Below are 18,131 nucleotides of genomic sequence, written 5' to 3' on the forward strand. Positions count from 1 at the left end.
CGATGCGGCGGGAGGTGTCGCCGCATCGCGGATTATCCTGGCGGAAAACACCCCCACCACGGCACGGAGCCAGACTTGTACTTCACCGATCGCGGCATCGAGGAGCTGGAGAAGCGGCGCGGCGAGGAGGAGGTCACCTTCGAGTGGCTCGCCGAGCAGCTGCGGACCTTCGTCGACCTGAACCCGGATTTCGAGGTCCCGGTGGAACGCCTGGCCACGTGGCTGGCCCGGCTGGACGACGACGAGGACGACCCCGACGAGTGAGCGGGCGCGCGGGGCGGTCCCCGGCGCACGAGAACGGCCCGGCTGCCTGGAGCAGTCGGGCCGTTCTCGTCGTCGCGGGCGGCCGGTGGGGCCGCGCGAGCAGGGGACCGGGCGCCGGTCAGGCGGCCTTGGTCTCCCAGAAGATGCGGTCGATCTCGGCGATGAGGTCGAGCGCCTTCTGGCCGGTGGCCGGGTCGTTCGACGCCTTGGCGGCCGAGAGGGCCTTCAGGGTGTCGTTGACCAGGACGTGCAGCTGCGGGTACTTCTCGAAGTGCGGCGGCTTGAAGTAGTCGCTCCACAGCACCGAGACGTGGTGCTTGGCGAGCTCGGCGCGCTGCTCCTTGATGGTGATGGCGCGCGCGCGGAAGTCGGCGTCGTCGTTGGCCTGGTACTTCTCCTGCACGGCCTTGACGGACTCGGCCTCGATGCGGGCCTGGGCAGGGTCGTACACGCCGCACGGCAGGTCGCAGTGGGCGGAGGCCTTCGCCTTGGGGGCGAAGAGGCGGGAAAGCATGGGGTGTGTCCTCCTCGTGATCGTCTTCTCAAGGGCGAGGTTACTCGCTGGAGATCGGTATTTCGCGGCTGCCCCCATGGGCTTAGGACAAAAGTCCAGGGTCGCGGCCGGACCGGTGAGCGAATGTACGGGCCCGTACGGCAGCATGCGGAGGTGACGAGGAGGTCGCTCATGGTGGAGAGCCGGAGCCCGCTGAAGCGGTTCGGTCTGGTGGACGTGTCGGGGCCGTCGATGGCCCCCACCCTGGCCCACGGCGACCAGGTGGTGGTCCGGTACGGAGCGGCCGTACGTCCGGGTGACGTGGTGGTGCTGCGCCACCCGTTCCAGCAGGACCTGCTCGTGATCAAGCGGGCGGTGGAGCGCCGGCCGGGCGGTGCCTGGTGGGTGCTCGGCGACAACCCGTTCAACGAGGCGCCCGGCGACAGCAGCGTCTTCGGTCCGGTCCCCGGCGAGCTGGTGCTGGCGACGGCGCTGCTGCGCGTGCGGCCGCGCCGGGAGGATCAGTGCTCGCTGAGGGCGCGGCTGTCCTGGGCGCTCTCGGCGGTGCGGCCGCTGTGGGCGGACGCCTCGGCCTCCAGCCGTTTGCGGGCGCGGTAGGCGGCGACGTTGGCGCGGGTGGCGCACCGGTCGGAGCAGTAGCGCCGGGAGCGGTTGGTGGAGGTGTCGAGGTAGGCGTTGCGGCAGGGCGGCGCCTGGCACAGGCCGAGCCGGTCGGGGCCGTGCTCGGTGAGGTGGAAGGCCAGGCCCATGGAGGCCATGGCGGCGTAGCCCGCGGACGCGTTCGAGGGGTGCTCGGCGAGGTGGATGTGCCAGTCGGGGCCTCCGTCGTCGCCGAGGGTCTCGTGGCCCGAGACCTGGGGGCTGACCGGGAACTCCATGAGCAGCGAGTTCAGCAGGTCGACGGCGAGCACGTGGTCGCCGCCGTCGGCGGCCTCGAAGACGGACCGCAGCCGGCCGCGGACGTTGCGGAAGCGGGTGACGTCGGTGTCGGTGACGCGGCGCGCCATCTGCACGCTGGGGCCGAACAGGGCGCGGACGGCGTCCACCGAGGTGAGCGCGTCCTTGTTGCGGGCCGGCTCCTCGGTGTTGACCAGGCGCACGGCGTAGTCCGAGTAATGGGCCAGTTCCACTTGTAGTCCTTACGGCAGCGGATTATCGTCTCGGTAACAGCTGAGACGAATACGAGGGTATTACGTACGGAGGGGTTCGCGATGGCTGGAACGACGAACGGCGACACCGACTGGCAGGCCTGGCAGGACAGCTGGGACCGGCAGCAGGAGTGGTACATGCCCGACCGCGAGGAGCGGTTCCGGGTGATGCTGGACATGGTCGAAGCGGTCGTGGGGCCGGCTCCCCGGGTACTGGACCTCGCGTGCGGTACGGGAAGTATCACGGACCGGCTCCTCAAGCGGTTCCCGGAAGCCACCAGTACGGGTGTCGACCTTGATCCGGCGCTGCTGGCGATCGCCCGGGGCCACTTCGCGGGGGACGCGCGCGTCTCCTTCGTCACCGCCGACCTCAAGGCCCCCGACTGGCGCGCGGCCCTGCCGCACGGGTCGTACGACGCGGTCCTGACGGCGACGGCCCTGCACTGGCTTCCGAGCCGGGACCTCACCGTCCTGTACGGGCAGCTCGCGCCCCTGGTCCGCCCGGGTGGGGTGTTCATGAACGCCGACCACATGCCCGACCCGGCCACGCCCCGCATCGACGCCGCCGAGCACGCCCACCGGCACGCCGGGATGGACCGGGTCCGGGCGGCGTCCGGGGTGCCGGACTGGCGCGAGTGGTGGGCCCTGGCGGCCGCGGACCCCGAGCTGGCCGGGTCGGTGAAGGAGCGGTTCGCGATCTACGGGGAGCACGCCGACGGCGACACCCCGACCGAGGCCTGGCACGCCCGCGCCCTCCTCGACGCCGGCTTCGCCGAGGCCCGCACGGTCTGGCGCTCCCCCTCGGACGCCCTGGTCCTGGGCCTGCGGTGACCCGCCGGTACCGGGCCCGGGGCCCGGCTCCCGGCGCGTCCCGCCGCGCACCCGCCGCGGCATGACCGAGGGGCGGCACGGGAATCCCGTACCGCCCCTCGCCCGCCCGCCGGTGCCGCCTACAGCACCTTGGACAGGAACGCCTTCGTGCGGTCGTGCTGGGGGTTGCCCAGCACGTCGCGCGGGTGGCCCGACTCGACGACCACGCCGCCGTCCATGAAGACGAGGTTGTCGCCGACCTCGCGGGCGAAGCCCATCTCGTGCGTGACCACGATCATCGTCATGCCGTCCTCGGCCAGACCGCGCATGACGTCGAGGACGTCACCCACCAGCTCCGGGTCGAGCGCCGACGTGGGCTCGTCGAAGAGCATCAGCTTCGGCTCCATGGCGAGCGCGCGGGCGATCGCCACGCGCTGCTGCTGGCCGCCGGAGAGCTGGGCGGGGTAGTTCCCGCCCTTGTCGCCGAGGCCGACCCGGTCGAGCAGCTTGACGGCGCGCGCCCGGGCGACGGCCTTGCTCTCGCGCTTGACCATGACGGGGGCTTCCATGACGTTCTCGATGGCCGTCATGTGCGGGAAGAGGTTGAAGCGCTGGAACACCATGCCGATGTCCTTGCGCTGCGCCGCGACCTCGCTGTCCTTGAGCTCGTACAGCTTGTCGCCCTTCTGGCGGTAGCCGACGAGCCGGCCGTCGACGGAGAGCCGTCCGGCGTTGATCTGCTCCAGGTGGTTGATGCACCGCAGGAAGGTGGACTTGCCGGAGCCGGACGGGCCGACCAGGCAGAACACCTCACGCGGCGCGACCTCCAGGTCGATGCCCTTGAGGATGTGCGCGGCGCCGTAGGACTTGTGGACGCCCTCGGCCTTCACCATGGGGGTCGTCATCAGGCCACCGCCTTGCGGTTCGAGAAGCGGGAGAGATTCGCCTTGATCTTCTGCAGCGGAGTGGGCGGCAGGGATCGCAGCGAGCCGCGTGCGTAGCGGCGCTCCAGGTAGTACTGGCCGACGCTGAAGACGCTGGTCAGGGCGAGGTACCAGATCGACGCGACGATGAACATCTCCATCACCGCGAAGGAGGTGGCGGCGATGTCCTGCGCGGCGCGCAGCAGGTCGGCGTACTGGACCGCGACCACCAGCGACGACGTCTTGAGCATGTTGATGAACTCGTTGCCCGTCGGCGGGACGATCACGCGCATCGCCTGCGGCAGCACGACCCGGCGCATCGTCTTCGTCTGGGTCATGCCGAGGGCGTGGGACGCCTCGCTCTGACCCTCGTCGACGGACTGGATGCCGGCCCGGACGATCTCCGCCATGTAGGCGCCCTCGTTGAGGCCCAGACCCAGCAGCGCCGCCAGGAACGGCGTCATGACCTGGGTCATCTCGTCCTTGTAGAACCCGAGGTTCAGGATCGGGAAGATCAGGGCGAGGTTGAACCAGATGAGGAGCTGTACGTAGACCGGGGTCCCGCGGAAGAACCAGATGTAGAACCAGGCGATGGTGCTGGTCACCGGGTTCTTCGAGAGCCGCATCACGGCGAAGAGCACGCCGAGGACCAGGCCCAGGAGCATCGAGCAGACGCTGATCCAGACCGTGCTCAGCATGCCGCTGATGATGCTGCTGTCGAACAGCTTGTCCGGGATGGTCTGCCAGCGGACGTTGCCCTGCGAGAAGGCGAACGCGAGCGTCGCGACCAGGCCGATGACGACGATCCCGCTGACCCAGCGGCCGTAGTGGCGGACCGGGATGGCGCGGATGGCCTCGGGGGGGAGGCCCCCGGCCGGCGGGGTTGCCGCCGGCCCGGGGACCTTGTCGAGCTTGTCAGTCACAGTGACTGCCCTTCAGAGTGCTGCGGTGTAGCGCGGGAATCACTGACCTGCGTTGATCTTGGCCTCGGTCACGGCACCGGAGCCCGCGTTCCACTTGTCCAGGGCGGTCTTGTACGTGCCGTCCTTGATCGTCGCGTCGAGGGCGGCCTTGAGCGCGTCGCGCAGCTCGGTGTTCTTCTTGTCGACGGCGATGCCGAAGAGGCCCGCGTCACCCGGGTTGGCGATGGCCTCGAAGTCGTTGCCGCCGCCCGCGGTCTGCGCGATGTACGCGGCGACCGGGGAGTCGTTCAGGTCGGCGACGGCGCCGCCGGCCTTCACGCGGGTCTGGGCCTCGGCGTCGGTCGGGAAGGACTCGATGGAGATCTCGCCCTTGCCGGCCGTCTTGCACTTCTCGGACTGGTCCTTGGCGGACTGCTCGTAGGTCGTGCCGCGCTGGACGGCGACCTTCTTGCCGCAGAGGTCGTCGAGGGTCTTGATGCCGTCCGGGTTCCCCTTCTTGACCAGGATGCCGGTCGAGGCGGAGAAGTAGTCGACGAAGTCGACGCCGGTACCGGTCTTGGCGCCCTTGTCGTCGAGGCCCTCCTGACGGGCCTTGGTGTCGGTCAGGGAGGACATGACCATGTCGCTGCGGCCGGTGGGCAGGCCGCCGAGGAGGGTGTCGAAGGTGCCGGAGGTGAACTCGAACTTCACACCGAGCTGCTTGCCGAGGGCCGCGGCGATGTCGGGGTCGACACCGACGATCTTGCCGCCCTCGGTGAACTCCATCGGCGCGTAGGTGGCGTCCGTGCCGACCTTGATCACACCCGCGTCCTGGATCTTCTTCGGCAGCTTGGAGAACAGCGGGGCGCTGTTCGCCGCACCCGACGGGGACGTGGTGGAGCCCTTGTCGGTCTGGTCACCGCAGCCGGTGAGGATCAGGGCGCCGGCAACCGCGATGGCGCCGACCGCCGCGATCCGGGACCGGGCGGCGGTCGTACGACGAGTGGTGCTAGCGGTCATGAGCTGGTTCCTCCGGCAGGTGGAAAAGCATCCGAAAACGGTCGGGCACGCACCATCGAGTGTCGCGACCTTGTGTGATTACGGCATCTTGCCATTCGGACTGGCGCATTCAGGCTGCCCATCAGGTCAAAATCGCATAACGGGCCACTCCGGCACCGAACAGGACTGCGGGCAGGGCCCCTCGGAGCCGCACGATGCACCGCCGCATCCCCCGTTTGACGGACTATTTGCGGTCCGTCTCACGTGCCGGGCCCAGCCTCTTGGACTTTTCACCAAAACTGGGACAAGAGGCTTACAGTCGAGCTGGAATCGACTCGTCTGGGCGAGCGTTCTTCGGGTAGAACAGATCCTTACACCCCTCATCCGGGGCTCAGGGCGCGCGTGCGGCGCGCCCGCGCGTACGAACCTCCCCTCCGTGGAGACGGGCCAACCGTCGATGCGGAGCACGGACGCGGTGCCCGCCCACCCCTTAACCAGGAGTGGCCACCCTCAACGATTCAAAGGACTTAAGGGGTCACACAAAGTGGCAGCGGAGATCGTCAACCCTCGCAGTGACAGTACGACGGACAACAACCCCGACGCGGTGTTCGCACTGCACCGGGGCGGCAAGATGGCCATCGTGGCCACGGTGCCCGTCCACGACAAGGACGACCTGTCCCTGGCGTACACCCCCGGCGTGGCGAAGGTGTGCAGCGCCATCGCCGAGCAGCCGGAGCTGGTAAACGAGTACACCTGGAAGTCGAACGTGGTCGCCGTCGTCACCGACGGTACGGCCGTGCTCGGCCTCGGTGACATCGGCCCCGAGGCCTCCCTCCCCGTCATGGAGGGCAAGGCCATTCTCTTCAAGCAGTTCGGCGGTGTGGACGCGGTCCCGATCGCGCTCGCCACCAAGGACACGGACGAGATCATCGAGACGGTCATCCGTCTCGCCCCGTCCTTCGGCGGGGTGAACCTGGAGGACATCTCCGCCCCCCGCTGCTTCGAGATCGAGCGCAGGCTCCAGGAGGCCCTGGACATCCCGATCTTCCACGACGACCAGCACGGCACGGCCATCGTCTCGCTGGCCGCGCTGCGCAACGCCGCGAAGCTCACGGGTCGCACCCTCGGCGACCTGCGCGCGGTGATCTCGGGCGCGGGCGCGGCGGGCATCGCCATCGCCAAGATCCTCGTGGACGCGGGCATCGGTGACGTCTGCGTCACCGACCGCAAGGGCGTCGTGTCCGCGGACCGCTCCGACCTGACGGACGTCAAGGCGGAGATCGCGGGCCTGACCAACAAGACGGGGCAGACCGGCTCCCTGGAGAACGCCCTCGCGGGCGCGGACGTCTTCATCGGCGTCTCCGGCGGCACGGTTCCCGAGTCCGCGGTCGCGACGATGGCGAAGGACTGCTTCGTCTTCGCCATGGCCAACCCCAACCCGGAGGTGCACCCCGACGTCGCGCACAAGTACGCGGCCGTCGTGGCGACCGGGCGTTCGGACTTCCCGAACCAGATCAACAACGTGCTGGCGTTCCCGGGCATCTTCGCGGGCGCCCTCAAGGTCCGGGCCACCCGGATCACCGAGGGCATGAAGATCGCCGCCGCCGACGCCATCGCCGGCGTCGTGGGTGACGAGCTCGCCGCCGACTACGTGATCCCCTCGCCGTTCGACGCGCGCGTCGCCGAGGCCGTCTCGGCCGCGGTCGCCGCGGCGGCGAAGGCCGACGGCGTGGCCCGCCTGGCCTGACCCTCACGGCCCGCAGTACGCGCGGAGGCCCGGCCGGAGCGATCCGGCCGGGCCTCCGCGCGTCCGGGCGGCGCGGCCGCGGGTCCGGCCCGCGGCCGGTCGCGGGCCGGCGGTGCGAGCGACCGCGGGCCCGGCGGTGCGGCGAAGACCTCACCTCCGGCGGGCCGCAGGGGCTGGAACCCGTACCTACCGAACGGTAGCGTCGCGGCATGTTCGCTGCCTATGCCGCCAGAATCGACCGAGACCAGCCGCTGAACGGCCTCGTGCTGGGCGACCGCCCGGCCCCCGTGGCCCGCCCCGGCTGGGTGACCGTCAACGTCCGGGCCGCCTCCCTCAACCACCACGACCTGTGGTCGCTGCGCGGGGTCGGCCTCGGCGAGGACAAACTGCCGATGATCCTCGGCTGCGACGCCGCCGGGACCGACGAGGACGGCAACGAGGTCGTCCTGCACTCCGTGATCGGCCAGAGCGGCCACGGGGTCGGGCCCGACGAGCCCCGTTCCATCCTGACCGAGCGCTACCAGGGCACCTTCGCGGAGCAGGTGACCGTCCCCGCCTGGAACGTCCTGCGCAAGCCCGCCGGCCTGTCGTTCGAGGAAGCCGCCTGCCTGCCGACCGCCTGGCTGACGGCGTACCGGATGCTGTTCACCAACGCCGGGGTCCGACCCGGCGACTCCGTCCTGGTGCAGGGCGCCGGCGGCGGGGTCGCGACCGCCGCCATCGCCCTCGGCAAGGCCGCCGGCCTGCGCGTCTTCGCCACCAGCCGGGACGAGGCGAAGCGCGAGCGGGCCGTGGAGCTGGGCGCCCTGGAGGCGTACGAGCCGGGCGCGCGGCTGCCGCAGCGGGTCGACGCGGTGATCGAGACGGTGGGCGCGGCCACCTGGTCCCACTCGGTGAAGTCCCTGCGCCCGGGCGGCACGCTGGTCATCTCCGGCGCCACGAGCGGCGACCGTCCGGCGCACGCCGAGCTGACCCGGATCTTCTTCCTGGAGCTGAAGGTGGTCGGCTCGACCATGGGCACCAAGGACGAGCTGGAGGACCTGCTGTCGTTCTGCGCCACGACGGGCCTGCGGCCGGTCATCGACGAGGTCCTGCCGCTGGACCGGGCGCGGGAGGGCTTCGAGAAGCTCCAGTCGGGCGACCTGTTCGGGAAGGTCGTCCTCACGCCCTGAGCGCTCCGAGCGCCGACGGACGGACCGGCACCGCCGTCAATTGAGGTTGACATCCCCTCCCGTGTCAACCTAGATTGACATGCATGACGGAAGCCACCGATCTTGCCGAACGGGCCGGTGACCGCGACCCACGCGTGGGCCTGCGTGCCGTATCCGCCCTCCGCAGGCTGCTGGAGCAGCTGGAGGCCGTACAGGTACGCAGTGCCCGCGCGCAGGGCTGGTCCTGGCAGGAGATCGCGGCCGAGCTCGGCGTCAGCCGGCAGGCCGTGCACAAGAAACACGGGAGGGTCTGATGTTCGAACGCTTCACCCGCGACGCCCGCTCCGCCGTGACGGGGGCGATGGAAGAGGCCCGGCGGGCCGGCGGCGCCCCGATGGCCGAGGAGCACCTGCTCCTCTCGCTGCTGGACCTCGGCGCCTTGGACCCGCTGGGCGTGGACCGCGCCTCCGTGGCGGAGGACCTCGCGTCGGCCCGCCGCCGGGGCGGCATGACGCGGGCCGACGAGGAGGCCCTCGCCGGGCTCGGCATCGACGTCACCGAGATCGTCGCCCGGGTCGAGGAGGCGCACGGCGAAGGTGCCCTGGCCGCCCCGGCACCCCGTGGGCGCGTCCTGGGCGGCTCCGCCCGCCTCACCGAGGGCTCGAAGAAGGTGCTGGAGCAGTCCCTGCGCATCGCCGTGGGCCGCCGCGACCGGGAGATCGGGACCCTGCACCTGCTGCTGGCCCTGCTGTCCCGCCCGGGCACGGTCTCCGAGGTCCTCGCGGACCACGGAGTCACCTACGGCACGGCCGAATCGGGCCTCGCGGCCTGAGCCGGCGCGCCCGCGTACGGCCGCCGCACGCGGGGCGCCGTACGCCGGCGCCTACGGCGTGCTCAGCGTCCCGTTGAGGCGGGAGGCCGCCGCCGCCAGGTGGGCACGGGCCTCGGCCAGCCGGGCCGGGGTCACGCCGTGGTCGCGGGCCGCGTCCCGCACCTCGTCGCGGAACCGGTCCAGCAGCCGGTCCAGGTCGCGCGCCGGGTCGGCGGTGGGCTCCAGGTCCCCGGCCCAGCCGGTGCCGTCGGCCGGGGCCGCGGCGGTCGGCGCGGCCCCGGAGGACCGTTCGGACCCGGCCGGCGAGCCGGACGGGCCGCTCTGCCCGGCCGCGGATCCGCCGCTGCCGCCGAGCCAGGCTCCGGCCAGGCTCCCCAGCACCCCGCCCGACTTGGCCAGCTGGTCCTGCAGCTGGCCCGCGATGCGCTGGACCTCCTCGCGGGCCCGGTCCTGGGCCTCCTTCGCCTGGCGGCGGGCCTGCTGGGCCTCCTCGCGGGCCCGGCGGCTCTCGTCCTTCGCCCGGCGGGCCTGCTCCTTCCAGTCCTGCCGCGCCTTGCGCAGCTCCTCCTTGGCCGCCTGCCAGGACTCGTCCTGGACCTGCGTCGCCGACGCGGAGGCCGCGGCCCGCATCTCGCGCCGCAGGTCGCCCGCGGCCCCCCGGACGTCGTCGCGGATCTCGGCGGCCAGTTCGGTGACCGAGTCGCGGATCTCCAGCTCCAGGTCGGCCAGCTCGCCGCTGCGGTCGGCCAGTTCGGCACGGCCCGCCTCGGTGATGGAGTACACCTTGCGCCCGCCCTCGGTGGCGTGCGTGACCAGCCCCTCGGTCTCCAGCTTCGCCAGCCGCGGGTACACGGTGCCCGCGGAGGGCGCGTACAGGCCCTCGAAGCGCTCCTCCAGCAGCCGGATCACCTCGTAGCCGTGGCGCGGGGCCTCGTCCAGCAGCTTGAGCAGGTAGAGGCGGAGGCGGCCGTGGGCGAAGACGGGCGGCATGTCAGAGCACCTTCTTGTCGAGCGTGAGGGGGGCGTCGGCGAGGGGGGCGTCGGCGTCGGCCTGCGGGCGGCGCAGCAGCGCGATCCCGCCCGAGACGGTGGTGGCCCGCAGGGTGCCGGTGCCGGAGCCGAGGGTGCCGGTGATCCGCTTGGCGCCCAGCTGGCCGGAGACCCGCAGGTCCTCGAAGGCGTTGGAGACGCCGCCGGTGGCGGTGTTGGCCTCCACGCGGGCGTCGGCGGGGTGCGGGAGGCGGATGGCGACCTGGCCGGAGACGGAGTTCAGGGCGATGTCCACCGGGCGGGCGGCGGCCGGGTCGAGGTCCAGGTCGATGAGCATGTCCCCGCTGACCGAGTCGGCCCGGACGGAGCCGCCCGCACCGTCGACGACCGTCAGGCCGCCGGACACCGAGTGGAATCCGAGGTCGCCGGTGACGGACTGGGCCTCGACGCTGCCGGAGACCGTGTGCGTCTTGACCCGGCCGGACAGTCCGACCAGGGTGGCGTCGCCGGAGACCCCGTTGACGTCGGTGCCGCCGGAGATGCCGGAGACGAAGGCGGTGGCGCCGACCGCGCCGACGTGCACGCGCGTGGCGGCGGGGACGGTGAGGGTGACGGAGGCGCTGCGCTCCCAGGCCTTGCGGCCGGCGGAGGAGGAGGCGGACCAGGCCTTCCACGGCTTGGCCTCGAACCAGGCCTTGAACCCCTGGGAGCCGTTCCAGGGCAGGTCCTCGTAGGAGACGGTGAGGACGCCGTCCTCCTGGACCACGTACAGCGGGGGCCCGTCGATCGCGGAGGCCTCCAGCCGGGCCGGGCCGTCTTCGGCGGCGACGACGTTGACCGTGCCGCCCACGAGGCGGACGCGGAGCTCGGTGACCGGCTCCTCGAAGGTGAGCTTCTGCGGTTCGGCGATGTGCCACGTCGACGGTGACGCCTGCTCTGCCATGGTGCTGATCCTCCTCGTGCGTTCACGGACACGGGTCTCGACGCACGCAACATATCGCGTCTTCTCCAGAACACGATATATCGCGGTCGGGGGAAGTCAAGCGCGTGGTCCGAATCATCGGTACGGGGTGGTAAGGGGCGTTTTGCCTTGGCGTGTGGGTATGCCGATCCCCCAGAGCACCGCCGGCGGCCTCCTGCTCTGCCGCGCCGAACCCCGCGCCACCCGCCCCGCCGCACACCTGCTGCGCGTACGCCTGCTACGGGCCCCGGCGGGCGGGTGGAGCGCCTTCGTCCCGGAGGGCGAACCGTGGCTGGACGGCGAGGAGGACGTGGCGGAGGTGCTCGCCGGCTGGGGCCAGGCGGTGGCGGTCGGCGTCGGCTGGCCCGTACTGAGCCTGTGGTGGGAGGACGGCCGGACGGGCTTCTCCCTGGCGAGCGGGTTCCGCCGGCCGGTGGTCCACGCGTGGGAGGCCGACGGCGGCCCGGTCGGCGACCCCGACGCGATGCGCGTCCTGGCGGCACGGCTGGGCCTGGACCCCGTGCTCGACCTGGAGGAGCTGGAGCGCCTGACCCGCCCCGACGCCGCGGCCGACGGGAACTCCCGGCTGCTCGGGCTGATCGCGCTGCTGTCCCGCGCCGGGCTGACCCTGCCCGCGGGGCTCGCCCCGGGCGAACCGGCCGACCGGCTCCGGGACGGTGGAGTGGTCCGGCTGGCGCGACGCGGCGCGGGCGGAGCTCGACGTGCTGGAGGAGGGGCCGCTGGGGCCCTGGGTCCTCGGCCCGAGGGCCCGCCTGGTGGGGACGGCCCAGCTCGCGGCGGGCGCCCCGCTGCTGCTCTGGGGTGCCCGGCACCGCAGCCCGGGCTGGCTGACGGCCGGAGCGGTCCTGACGGCGCACGGCGCGCCGGCCCTGGCGTACGAGCGCGCCCGGTCGGCCCGGCGCGGCTGAGCGGCGCCGGGGGTCGGCCCGGGCCGCCGCCTCAGACGCCCTCAGACCGCCTCACGCAGGCTCGGACTCACCTGCGGTGAATCGTTACGCCACCTCCAGCAGCGGGCTCGCGTGGTGGCGCAGCCACGCCCGGTAGGGCGGCGTGCTCATGGCCGCCTCGCGGTAGGCGGCGCGGAGGTCCGCGTAGACCTCGGCGTGCGCCCCCGGCCGGGTGGCGAGTAACAGCCGTACGGCGAGGGGGTCCCCGCACAACGGACGGATCGCCATGTCGTCGCGCGGCCCGGAGGTCGGCTGGCACGGGGCCACCGCCTCGCCGGAGACGATCAGCGACGTGGCCGTGTGGTAGTCGGCGTGCAGCACCGGCGGATCGAGCCCCGCCCCGGCGAAGACGCGGCGCAGCCCGTCCCACTCCCCGTCGACCGACGGATCGACCGTCCAGCGGTCGCCGGCCAGGTCCCGTAAGGACACCACCGACTGGCCCGCGGCCGGATGGTCCCGCGACATCGACACGAACTGCGGCTCCCGCTCCATCAGCACGTGCACCTCCAGCCCGGGCGGCACCCGCAGCGGGCTGCCCTCGACCTCGTGCACGAACGCCACGTCGAGCTGCCCCGAACCCGCCATCCGCAGCAGGGCGTTCGCCGAGACGTCCACCACCAGGGAGGTTTCCGTGTCCGGCAGCCTCCGGTGGAGCCGCCGCAGCCATCCCGGCAGGGCCCGGCTGGCCGTGGAGCCGATCCGCAGCCTCGGCCCGTGGGCCAGCGCGTGCGCCTCCGCCACCAGGGCGGCCATCTCGGCCAGCAGCGGCCGCGCCCGGCCCAGGACGGTGCGGCCGAACGGCGTGGGCCGGCACCCGGTCCGCTCGCGCAAGAACAGCTCGCCGTCCAGGGCCCGTTCGATCCGCCGCAGCTGGGTCGTCAGGGAGGGCTGGCTCACGCCGAGCTGCCGGGCGGCCTTGTGCAGGCTTCCGGCGTCGGCGATGGCACACAGCGCGCGCAGGTGCCTGACCTCAAGCTCCATGCCCCGAGAGTAGGCCGGGCCGGGTGGACCGCACCAGCCGCCGATAGCCCCCCGAATCCCGCCATTCTCACTCCTGTTGGGCAACCGAAATCTTCCCGATAGGGCCGGGCTATCGGGGAGTGACATCATCCCCCGGCCCCGTCCGCTCCTCCAGACTCCGGTACCGAACGACCCACCCCCCACCGCACCACCGGACGAGTAGGAGCTCCCCCACATGCGCCACTCCCGTAAGGCCGTGCTGTCCGCCGGCATCGGCCTCGGCCTCGCCGCCGCCCTCGGCGGCGTCGTCCCCGCGGCCGCCGCCCCCGCCCCCGTCGGCAACTCCGCCACCTTCGCCGCGTACGAGCGTTCCCAGGAGAACCAGGCCGCCACCAAGGCGTTCTTCGAGGCCGTGCAGCGCTCGGTCACCGAACAGCGCGCCGCGAACCCGGGCGCCCTCGCCGTGACCGTCACCTACAACACCCGCAGCGCGCCCAGCTTCCGTACGCAGATAGCCAGCTCCACCCGGATCTGGAACAGCTCGGTGACGAACGTGAAGCTCCAGGAGGTGTCCTCCGGCGGGAACTTCTCCTACCGCGAGGGCAACGACTCCCGCGGCTCGTACGCGAGCACGGACGGCCACGGCCGCGGGTACATCTTCCTGGACTACCGGCAGAACCAGCAGTACAACTCCACCCGCGTGACGTCCCACGAGACCGGGCACGTACTGGGCCTGCCCGACCGCTACTCGGGCCCGTGCAGCGAGCTGATGTCGGGCGGCGGCCCGGGCACGTCGTGTCAGAACTCCACCCCGAACGCCACCGAGCGCGCGCGGGTGAACCAGCTGTGGGCGAACGGCCTGGTCGCCTCGGGTCTCGACGCGAAGGGCTAGCCCCACCGGCCCGGCCGGCCGGTCCGCCGGCCGCCGGGCCGCTCCGCAGCCTCCCCGCACGCCGGGCACGTCCGCTGCCCGTGCCCGGCCCGCGGAGCGTCCGCGCGCGTCGGCCGGCGTCAGCGCTTGACGTCGTACGAGGTGACGACCTGCCCGCCGCCCAGGACGGTGCAGCCGGTCAGTTCCAGCGGGCGCACGCCGAATCCCGCGCGGGACATCGGCATGCCGGTCCCCGCGACGACCGGATAGGTCTTGACGACGTACTCGTCGATCTCGCCGGCCAGCTGCGCCGCGAGGTCGGCGCCGCCGCACAGCCAGATGCCGAGCCCGTCCCGTTCCTTGAGCCCGCGGACCGCGGCGGCCACGTCCCCGCTGATCAGCCGGACCGCCGGGTCGGGGGGGACGGTCAGGGAGCGCGAGACGACGTACTGCTCGCGCAGGTGGCCGTAGGGGCTGGCCATGCCCGCCTTCAGGCCCGGCTCGTAGGTGTTGCGGCCCATGAGGACCGTGTCGAAGCGCTTCGGGGCGAGGTCCTCGATGCCGAGCTGCGCCCGGCCCTGGGAGGAGATCGTCTCCGGGTACTCGGCCACCAGGTGGCCGATGAACTCCGGGTCCAGGAAGGCGTAGAGGAAGTCGGCGTCGCCGTCGGGGGCGCCGATGAATCCGTCGACCGTCGTGGCGGTGAAGTACGTGAGCTTGCGCAAGCGGGTCTCTTCCGTCGGACAGTGCCGCCGCACCGGGGCACGCCAGGCAAACTACTTCACTTGCAGTGGTTCGCCAAGCCCTTGTGCGTCGCGCCCCGTTCACGGCCCCCGCCCACCGGCGCCGTCACCCCCGCGGCTTGCGCCACATCGGCCACATCAGGGGCCCGTCGGGCAGCCGGACCGGCTCGCCGGTCAGCTCCCAGCCCAGGCGCTCGTACAGCCGCATGCTGCGCTCGCTGCTCGCCTCCAGGTACGCGGGCACCCCCTCGCGGTCGCAGCGCTCCAGCACCGGCCGGATCAGCTCGCCGCCCAGCCCCTCGCCCTGGCGGCCCGGGGCGACGGCGATCATCAGCAGGTACTCGTGCTCCTCGGACGTCGGGTGCACCGCGCCCGTGAGCCGGCCCACCAGCTCGCAGCGCTCGTTGCCGGGGTCGGCCACCGCCCGCATCCTCGCCGGGACGTCGTCCTCGGCGGCCCCCTCCTCCGGCTCGCCCGCCGGGATCCGCAGCCAGAGCGCGGCGGCGGAGCCGTCCGCCGCGCAGTCGATCCGGCCCTCGGCCAGCGCCACGTCGACGAAGACGCCCAGGAACTTCCCGTGCACCGCGGCCCGGTGCTCCGGGTCCGGGAAGACCCAGCTGCTCACCGGGTCGGTGCGGAAGGCCTCGTCGAGGAGGCGCGTCACCGCGTCCCGGTCCGACTGCTCCGCTTGCCGTATCTCCAGTACCACGGGTCACACCCTTCGCCCGAGCATCAACAACCTTGGGCGATCCTAGAGTTGGCCCCCTCATGCGAAAAGGCCTGTTCCGGCACCATCCGGTGCCGGAACAGGCCTCCCCCCGAGGCCGCTCCCTACGGGGTCACCGCGTGCGGCGCGTGACGAACTCCGCCAGCGCCAGCAGCCCGCCGGCCGCCCCCAGGTCCGGAACGGCCCGGGACAGCTGCTGCACCGCCCGGCCCATCCGGTCGGCGGCGTGGGCCTGCGCCCAGTCGCGGCCGCCCGCCCGGTCGACCGCGGCGGCGGCCTTGTGCACGTCGTCCCCGGTCATGGGACCCGCGTACAAGGCGGCCAGCTCCTCCCCCGCCGTGGTGCCCGAGGTGAGGGCGGCCACGACCGGGAGGGACTTCTTGCGGGCGATCAGGTCGGCCCCGGCGGGCTTGCCGGTGTGCCCCGGGTCCCCCCAGATGCCGATCAGGTCGTCGATCAGCTGGAAGGCCAGCCCGGCCTCCCGGCCGAAGGCGTCCATGGCGTCGACCTCGTCCGGCCCGGCCCCCGCGTACAGCGCGCCCAGCGCGCACGCGCAGCCCAGCAGGGCGCCGGTCTTGGCCGTGGCCATGGTCAGGCACTCGTCGAGCGAGACGCGCGCCCGCCGCTCGAACGCGCAGTCCGCCTGCTGGCCGGCGCACAGCTCGATCACGCAGGACGCGAGCCGGGCCGAGGCCGCCGCCGAGGCCGGGTGCGGGTCCTCGGCGAGCAGCCGCAGCGCGAGCGCCATCATGGCGTCGCCGGTGATGATCGCGTCCGGTGTGCCGAAAACGGTCCAGGCGGTGGCCCGGCCGCGGCGCCGGGCGTCCTTGTCGATGACGTCGTCGTGCAGCAGCGTGAAGTTGTGGGCCAGCTCCACGGCGACCGCCGCCCGTACGGCGTCGTCCGCCTCCCCGCCCGGGCCCCGCAGCGCCTGGGCGGAGGCCAGCACCAGTGCGGGCCGGATGGCCTTGCCGGCGTTGCCCGCAGCCGGGGTGCCGTCCGCGTGCTCCCAGCCGAAGTGGTACATCGCCACGCGCCGCATCGAACCGGGCAGGCTCTCGACCGTCCGGCGCAGTTCCGGGTTGACCGTTTCTCTCGTCCGTTCCAGGAGGACCGCGGCCTCCTGGCCCTCGCCGGTCGCGACGGTGCTCACCGCGCTCAGCGCCAGCGGCCGATCTCGACGTTCTCCAGCACACCGAGCGCGTCCGGGACGAGCACCGCGGCGGAGAAGTACGCGGTGACCAGGTACGAGATGATCGCCTGCTCGCTGATCCCCATGAAGCGGACCGACGTGCTCGGCTCGATCTCGTCCGGGATGCCGGGCTGGTGCAGGCCGATCACGCCCTGCTCGTCCTCGCCCGTGCGCATGCACAGGATCGAGGTGGTGCGGGCGTCGCTGATCGGGATCTTGTTGCTCGGGAAGATCGGTACCCCGCGCCAGGACGGCACCCGGCTGCCGCCGATGTCCACCGACTCCGGGTACAGGCCGCGCCGGTTGCACTCGCGACCGAAGGCGGCGATGGCCTTGGGGTGCGCCAGGAAGAACTTGGAGCCGCGCCGCATGCTGAGCAGCTGGTCCATGTCGTCGGGGCCGGGGGCGCCGTCGTGCGGCTGGATGCGCTGGTCGTAGTCGGCGTTGTGGAGCAGACCGAAGTCGCGGTTGTTGAGCATCTCGTGCTCCTGGCGCTCGCGCAGCGCCTCGACCGTGAGCCGCAACTGCTGCTCGGTCTGGTTCATCGGCTGGTTGTACAGGTCGGCGACGCGCGTGTGGACCCGGAGAACTGTTTGCGCGATGGAGAGTTCGTACTCGCGCGGGTGGGCGTCGTAGTCCACGAACGTGCCGGGGAGGAGGGCCTCGCCCTGATGGCCGGCCGACAGGTCGATGGCGGCCTCGCCGTACTTGTTGGTCCGCTGCGCGGGCTGCGTCCGTACGTCGTCGATGTGCGCGCGCAGCGAGTCGACCCGGTCGGCGAGCAGCTGGAAGTCCTGGCGGGACAGGACGAGCGCGGTGCCGGAGGTGGCGGCGCGGGCGGTGTACTCCCAGATGGCCTCCTCGTCGACGAGGGAGTCCTCGCCGAAGTAGGCGCCGTCGGCGACGGTCCGCAGGACGGCGTCCTCGCCGTAGGGGCCCGGGCCGACCTGGTCGATGCGGCCGTGGGCGAGCAGGAACACCCGGTCGGAGGTGTTGCCGAAGGAGGTCAGCTCCTGGCCGGCCTCGAAGTCGATCTGCTGGCAGCGCTGCGCGAGCTCGCCCAGCACGTCGAGGTCCTCGTAGTCGCGCAGCAGCGGGAGCTCGCCGAGCTCGGCCGGAATGACCTGGACCTGGGTCCCGGTCTTGATGAACTCGACGCGTCCGTCACCGACCGAGTAGCTCAGGCGGCGGTTGACGCGGTACGTGCCGCCCTGCACCGACACCCACGGGAGCATCTTCAGGAGCCACCGCGAGGTGATCTCCTGCATCTGCGGCGCGGACTTGGTCGTGGTTGCCAAGTTCCGCGCGGCCGATGTGCCCAGACTGCGCTGCGGTGCCTGGGTCTCGGATTCGGAACCTGCCTGGACCGACATGTATTTCCCTTTCGATCACTCCATGGATCTGCGGGATGCAGCCTTCCAGTACGGAA

At 72.2% G+C, this 18,131-nt stretch carries 20 protein-coding genes and 1 pseudogene; 9 read left to right on the forward strand and 12 right to left on the reverse strand.

Translation table 11 applies throughout. From position 1 onward, the window contains the following. Positions 1-75: 75 nt before the first annotated feature. Complete coding sequence (locus ACFWW8_RS02590) at positions 76-264, forward strand: DUF6104 family protein (RefSeq protein ID WP_383917510.1); 189 nt, start codon at positions 76-78, stop codon at positions 262-264. A gap of 118 nt (positions 265-382) precedes the next feature. Here ACFWW8_RS02590 and sodN read toward each other — a convergent pair whose 3' ends face one another. Further along, entirely contained in the window at positions 383-778 is a 396-nt protein-coding gene (sodN, locus tag ACFWW8_RS02595; RefSeq protein WP_351271465.1) for a superoxide dismutase, Ni, read from the reverse strand. Positions 779-949: 171 nt separating this feature from the next. Here sodN and sodX point away from each other — a divergent pair, with 171 nt between their 5' ends. Then, a complete protein-coding gene (gene sodX / locus ACFWW8_RS02600; RefSeq protein ID WP_386522580.1) occupies positions 950-1,375 on the forward strand; it encodes a nickel-type superoxide dismutase maturation protease in 426 nt (141 codons plus the stop codon). Here the strand turns inward: sodX and ACFWW8_RS02605 are convergent. Continuing rightward, on the reverse strand, positions 1,279-1,908 hold the full coding sequence (locus ACFWW8_RS02605; RefSeq protein ID WP_386522582.1) for a CGNR zinc finger domain-containing protein: 630 nt from the start codon (positions 1,906-1,908) through the stop codon (positions 1,279-1,281). The genes sodX and ACFWW8_RS02605 overlap by 97 nt on opposite strands. An 81-nt stretch (positions 1,909-1,989) precedes the next feature. On the opposite strand from ACFWW8_RS02605, the gene ACFWW8_RS02610 reads away from it, so the two are divergent. Then, the gene (locus ACFWW8_RS02610; RefSeq protein WP_386522585.1) at positions 1,990-2,757 is read left to right on the forward strand and encodes a class I SAM-dependent methyltransferase; all 768 of its coding nucleotides are present in this window, start codon (positions 1,990-1,992) and stop codon (positions 2,755-2,757) included. Between the two features lie 119 nt (positions 2,758-2,876). Here ACFWW8_RS02610 and ACFWW8_RS02615 read toward each other — a convergent pair whose 3' ends face one another. The 3 genes from ACFWW8_RS02615 to ACFWW8_RS02625 are packed head-to-tail and all read right to left on the reverse strand — an operon-like array spanning position 2,877 to position 5,581. After that, positions 2,877-3,641, reverse strand: a complete 765-nt coding sequence (locus tag ACFWW8_RS02615; protein ID WP_269289373.1) for an amino acid ABC transporter ATP-binding protein — start codon at positions 3,639-3,641, stop codon at positions 2,877-2,879. Next, entirely contained in the window at positions 3,641-4,582 is a 942-nt protein-coding gene (locus ACFWW8_RS02620) for an amino acid ABC transporter permease (RefSeq protein WP_386522588.1), read from the reverse strand. Before ACFWW8_RS02620 ends, ACFWW8_RS02615 begins: the two co-directional genes overlap by 1 nt. Positions 4,583-4,621: 39 nt before the next feature. Next, on the reverse strand, positions 4,622-5,581 hold the full coding sequence (locus tag ACFWW8_RS02625) for an ABC transporter substrate-binding protein (protein WP_386522590.1): 960 nt from the start codon (positions 5,579-5,581) through the stop codon (positions 4,622-4,624). A gap of 523 nt (positions 5,582-6,104) precedes the next feature. On the opposite strand from ACFWW8_RS02625, the gene ACFWW8_RS02630 reads away from it, so the two are divergent. The 4 genes from ACFWW8_RS02630 to ACFWW8_RS02645 all read left to right on the forward strand — a co-directional run bounded on the left by ACFWW8_RS02630 (position 6,105) and on the right by ACFWW8_RS02645 (position 9,290). Further along, positions 6,105-7,307: an NADP-dependent malic enzyme gene (locus ACFWW8_RS02630; protein ID WP_386522593.1), complete on the forward strand. Its 1,203-nt coding sequence runs from the start codon at positions 6,105-6,107 to the stop codon at positions 7,305-7,307. 209 nt (positions 7,308-7,516) lie between these two features. After that, complete coding sequence (locus ACFWW8_RS02635) at positions 7,517-8,479, forward strand: zinc-binding dehydrogenase (RefSeq protein WP_386522595.1); 963 nt, start codon at positions 7,517-7,519, stop codon at positions 8,477-8,479. Between the two features lie 83 nt (positions 8,480-8,562). Beyond that, complete coding sequence (locus tag ACFWW8_RS02640; RefSeq protein ID WP_386522598.1) at positions 8,563-8,772, forward strand: helix-turn-helix domain-containing protein; 210 nt, start codon at positions 8,563-8,565, stop codon at positions 8,770-8,772. Continuing rightward, entirely contained in the window at positions 8,772-9,290 is a 519-nt protein-coding gene (locus ACFWW8_RS02645; RefSeq protein ID WP_386522601.1) for a Clp protease N-terminal domain-containing protein, read from the forward strand. Before ACFWW8_RS02640 ends, ACFWW8_RS02645 begins: the two co-directional genes overlap by 1 nt. 51 nt (positions 9,291-9,341) lie before the next feature. Here ACFWW8_RS02645 and ACFWW8_RS02650 read toward each other — a convergent pair whose 3' ends face one another. Continuing rightward, positions 9,342-10,280, reverse strand: a complete 939-nt coding sequence (locus ACFWW8_RS02650) for a helix-turn-helix transcriptional regulator (RefSeq protein ID WP_386522604.1) — start codon at positions 10,278-10,280, stop codon at positions 9,342-9,344. Position 10,281: 1 nt separating this feature from the next. Further along, a complete protein-coding gene (locus tag ACFWW8_RS02655) occupies positions 10,282-11,223 on the reverse strand; it encodes a DUF4097 domain-containing protein (RefSeq protein WP_386522606.1) in 942 nt (313 codons plus the stop codon). A 160-nt stretch (positions 11,224-11,383) separates the two neighbouring features. Here ACFWW8_RS02655 and ACFWW8_RS02660 point away from each other — a divergent pair. Then, positions 11,384-12,170, forward strand: a pseudogene (locus ACFWW8_RS02660) (hypothetical protein). Positions 12,171-12,254: 84 nt separating this feature from the next. On the opposite strand, the gene ACFWW8_RS02665 reads toward ACFWW8_RS02660, so the two are convergent. Continuing rightward, positions 12,255-13,190: a LysR family transcriptional regulator gene (locus ACFWW8_RS02665; protein WP_386522609.1), complete on the reverse strand. Its 936-nt coding sequence runs from the start codon at positions 13,188-13,190 to the stop codon at positions 12,255-12,257. Between the two features lie 214 nt (positions 13,191-13,404). On the opposite strand from ACFWW8_RS02665, the gene snpA reads away from it, so the two are divergent. Further along, positions 13,405-14,061: a snapalysin gene (gene snpA / locus ACFWW8_RS02670; protein WP_386522612.1), complete on the forward strand. Its 657-nt coding sequence runs from the start codon at positions 13,405-13,407 to the stop codon at positions 14,059-14,061. Positions 14,062-14,180: 119 nt separating this feature from the next. Here snpA and ACFWW8_RS02675 read toward each other — a convergent pair whose 3' ends face one another. The 4 genes from ACFWW8_RS02675 to ACFWW8_RS02690 form a co-directional block, all read right to left on the reverse strand. Beyond that, positions 14,181-14,765 carry a dihydrofolate reductase family protein gene (locus ACFWW8_RS02675; protein ID WP_386522614.1) on the reverse strand — a complete coding sequence of 195 codons (585 nt, stop codon included), beginning with the start codon at positions 14,763-14,765 and terminating at the stop codon, positions 14,181-14,183. A 124-nt stretch (positions 14,766-14,889) separates the two neighbouring features. Then, positions 14,890-15,492, reverse strand: coding sequence for a GNAT family N-acetyltransferase (locus tag ACFWW8_RS02680; RefSeq protein ID WP_386522616.1), 603 nt, complete (start codon positions 15,490-15,492; stop codon positions 14,890-14,892). A 130-nt stretch (positions 15,493-15,622) separates the two neighbouring features. Further along, positions 15,623-16,663, reverse strand: a complete 1,041-nt coding sequence (locus ACFWW8_RS02685; RefSeq protein ID WP_386522618.1) for a family 2 encapsulin nanocompartment cargo protein polyprenyl transferase — start codon at positions 16,661-16,663, stop codon at positions 15,623-15,625. 5 nt (positions 16,664-16,668) lie between these two features. After that, on the reverse strand, positions 16,669-18,075 hold the full coding sequence (locus tag ACFWW8_RS02690; RefSeq protein WP_386522620.1) for a family 2B encapsulin nanocompartment shell protein: 1,407 nt from the start codon (positions 18,073-18,075) through the stop codon (positions 16,669-16,671). Positions 18,076-18,131 lie beyond the last annotated feature (56 nt).

Source organism: Streptomyces sp. NPDC058701, assembly GCF_042715295.1.
Lineage (GTDB): Bacteria > Actinomycetota > Actinomycetes > Streptomycetales > Streptomycetaceae > Streptomyces.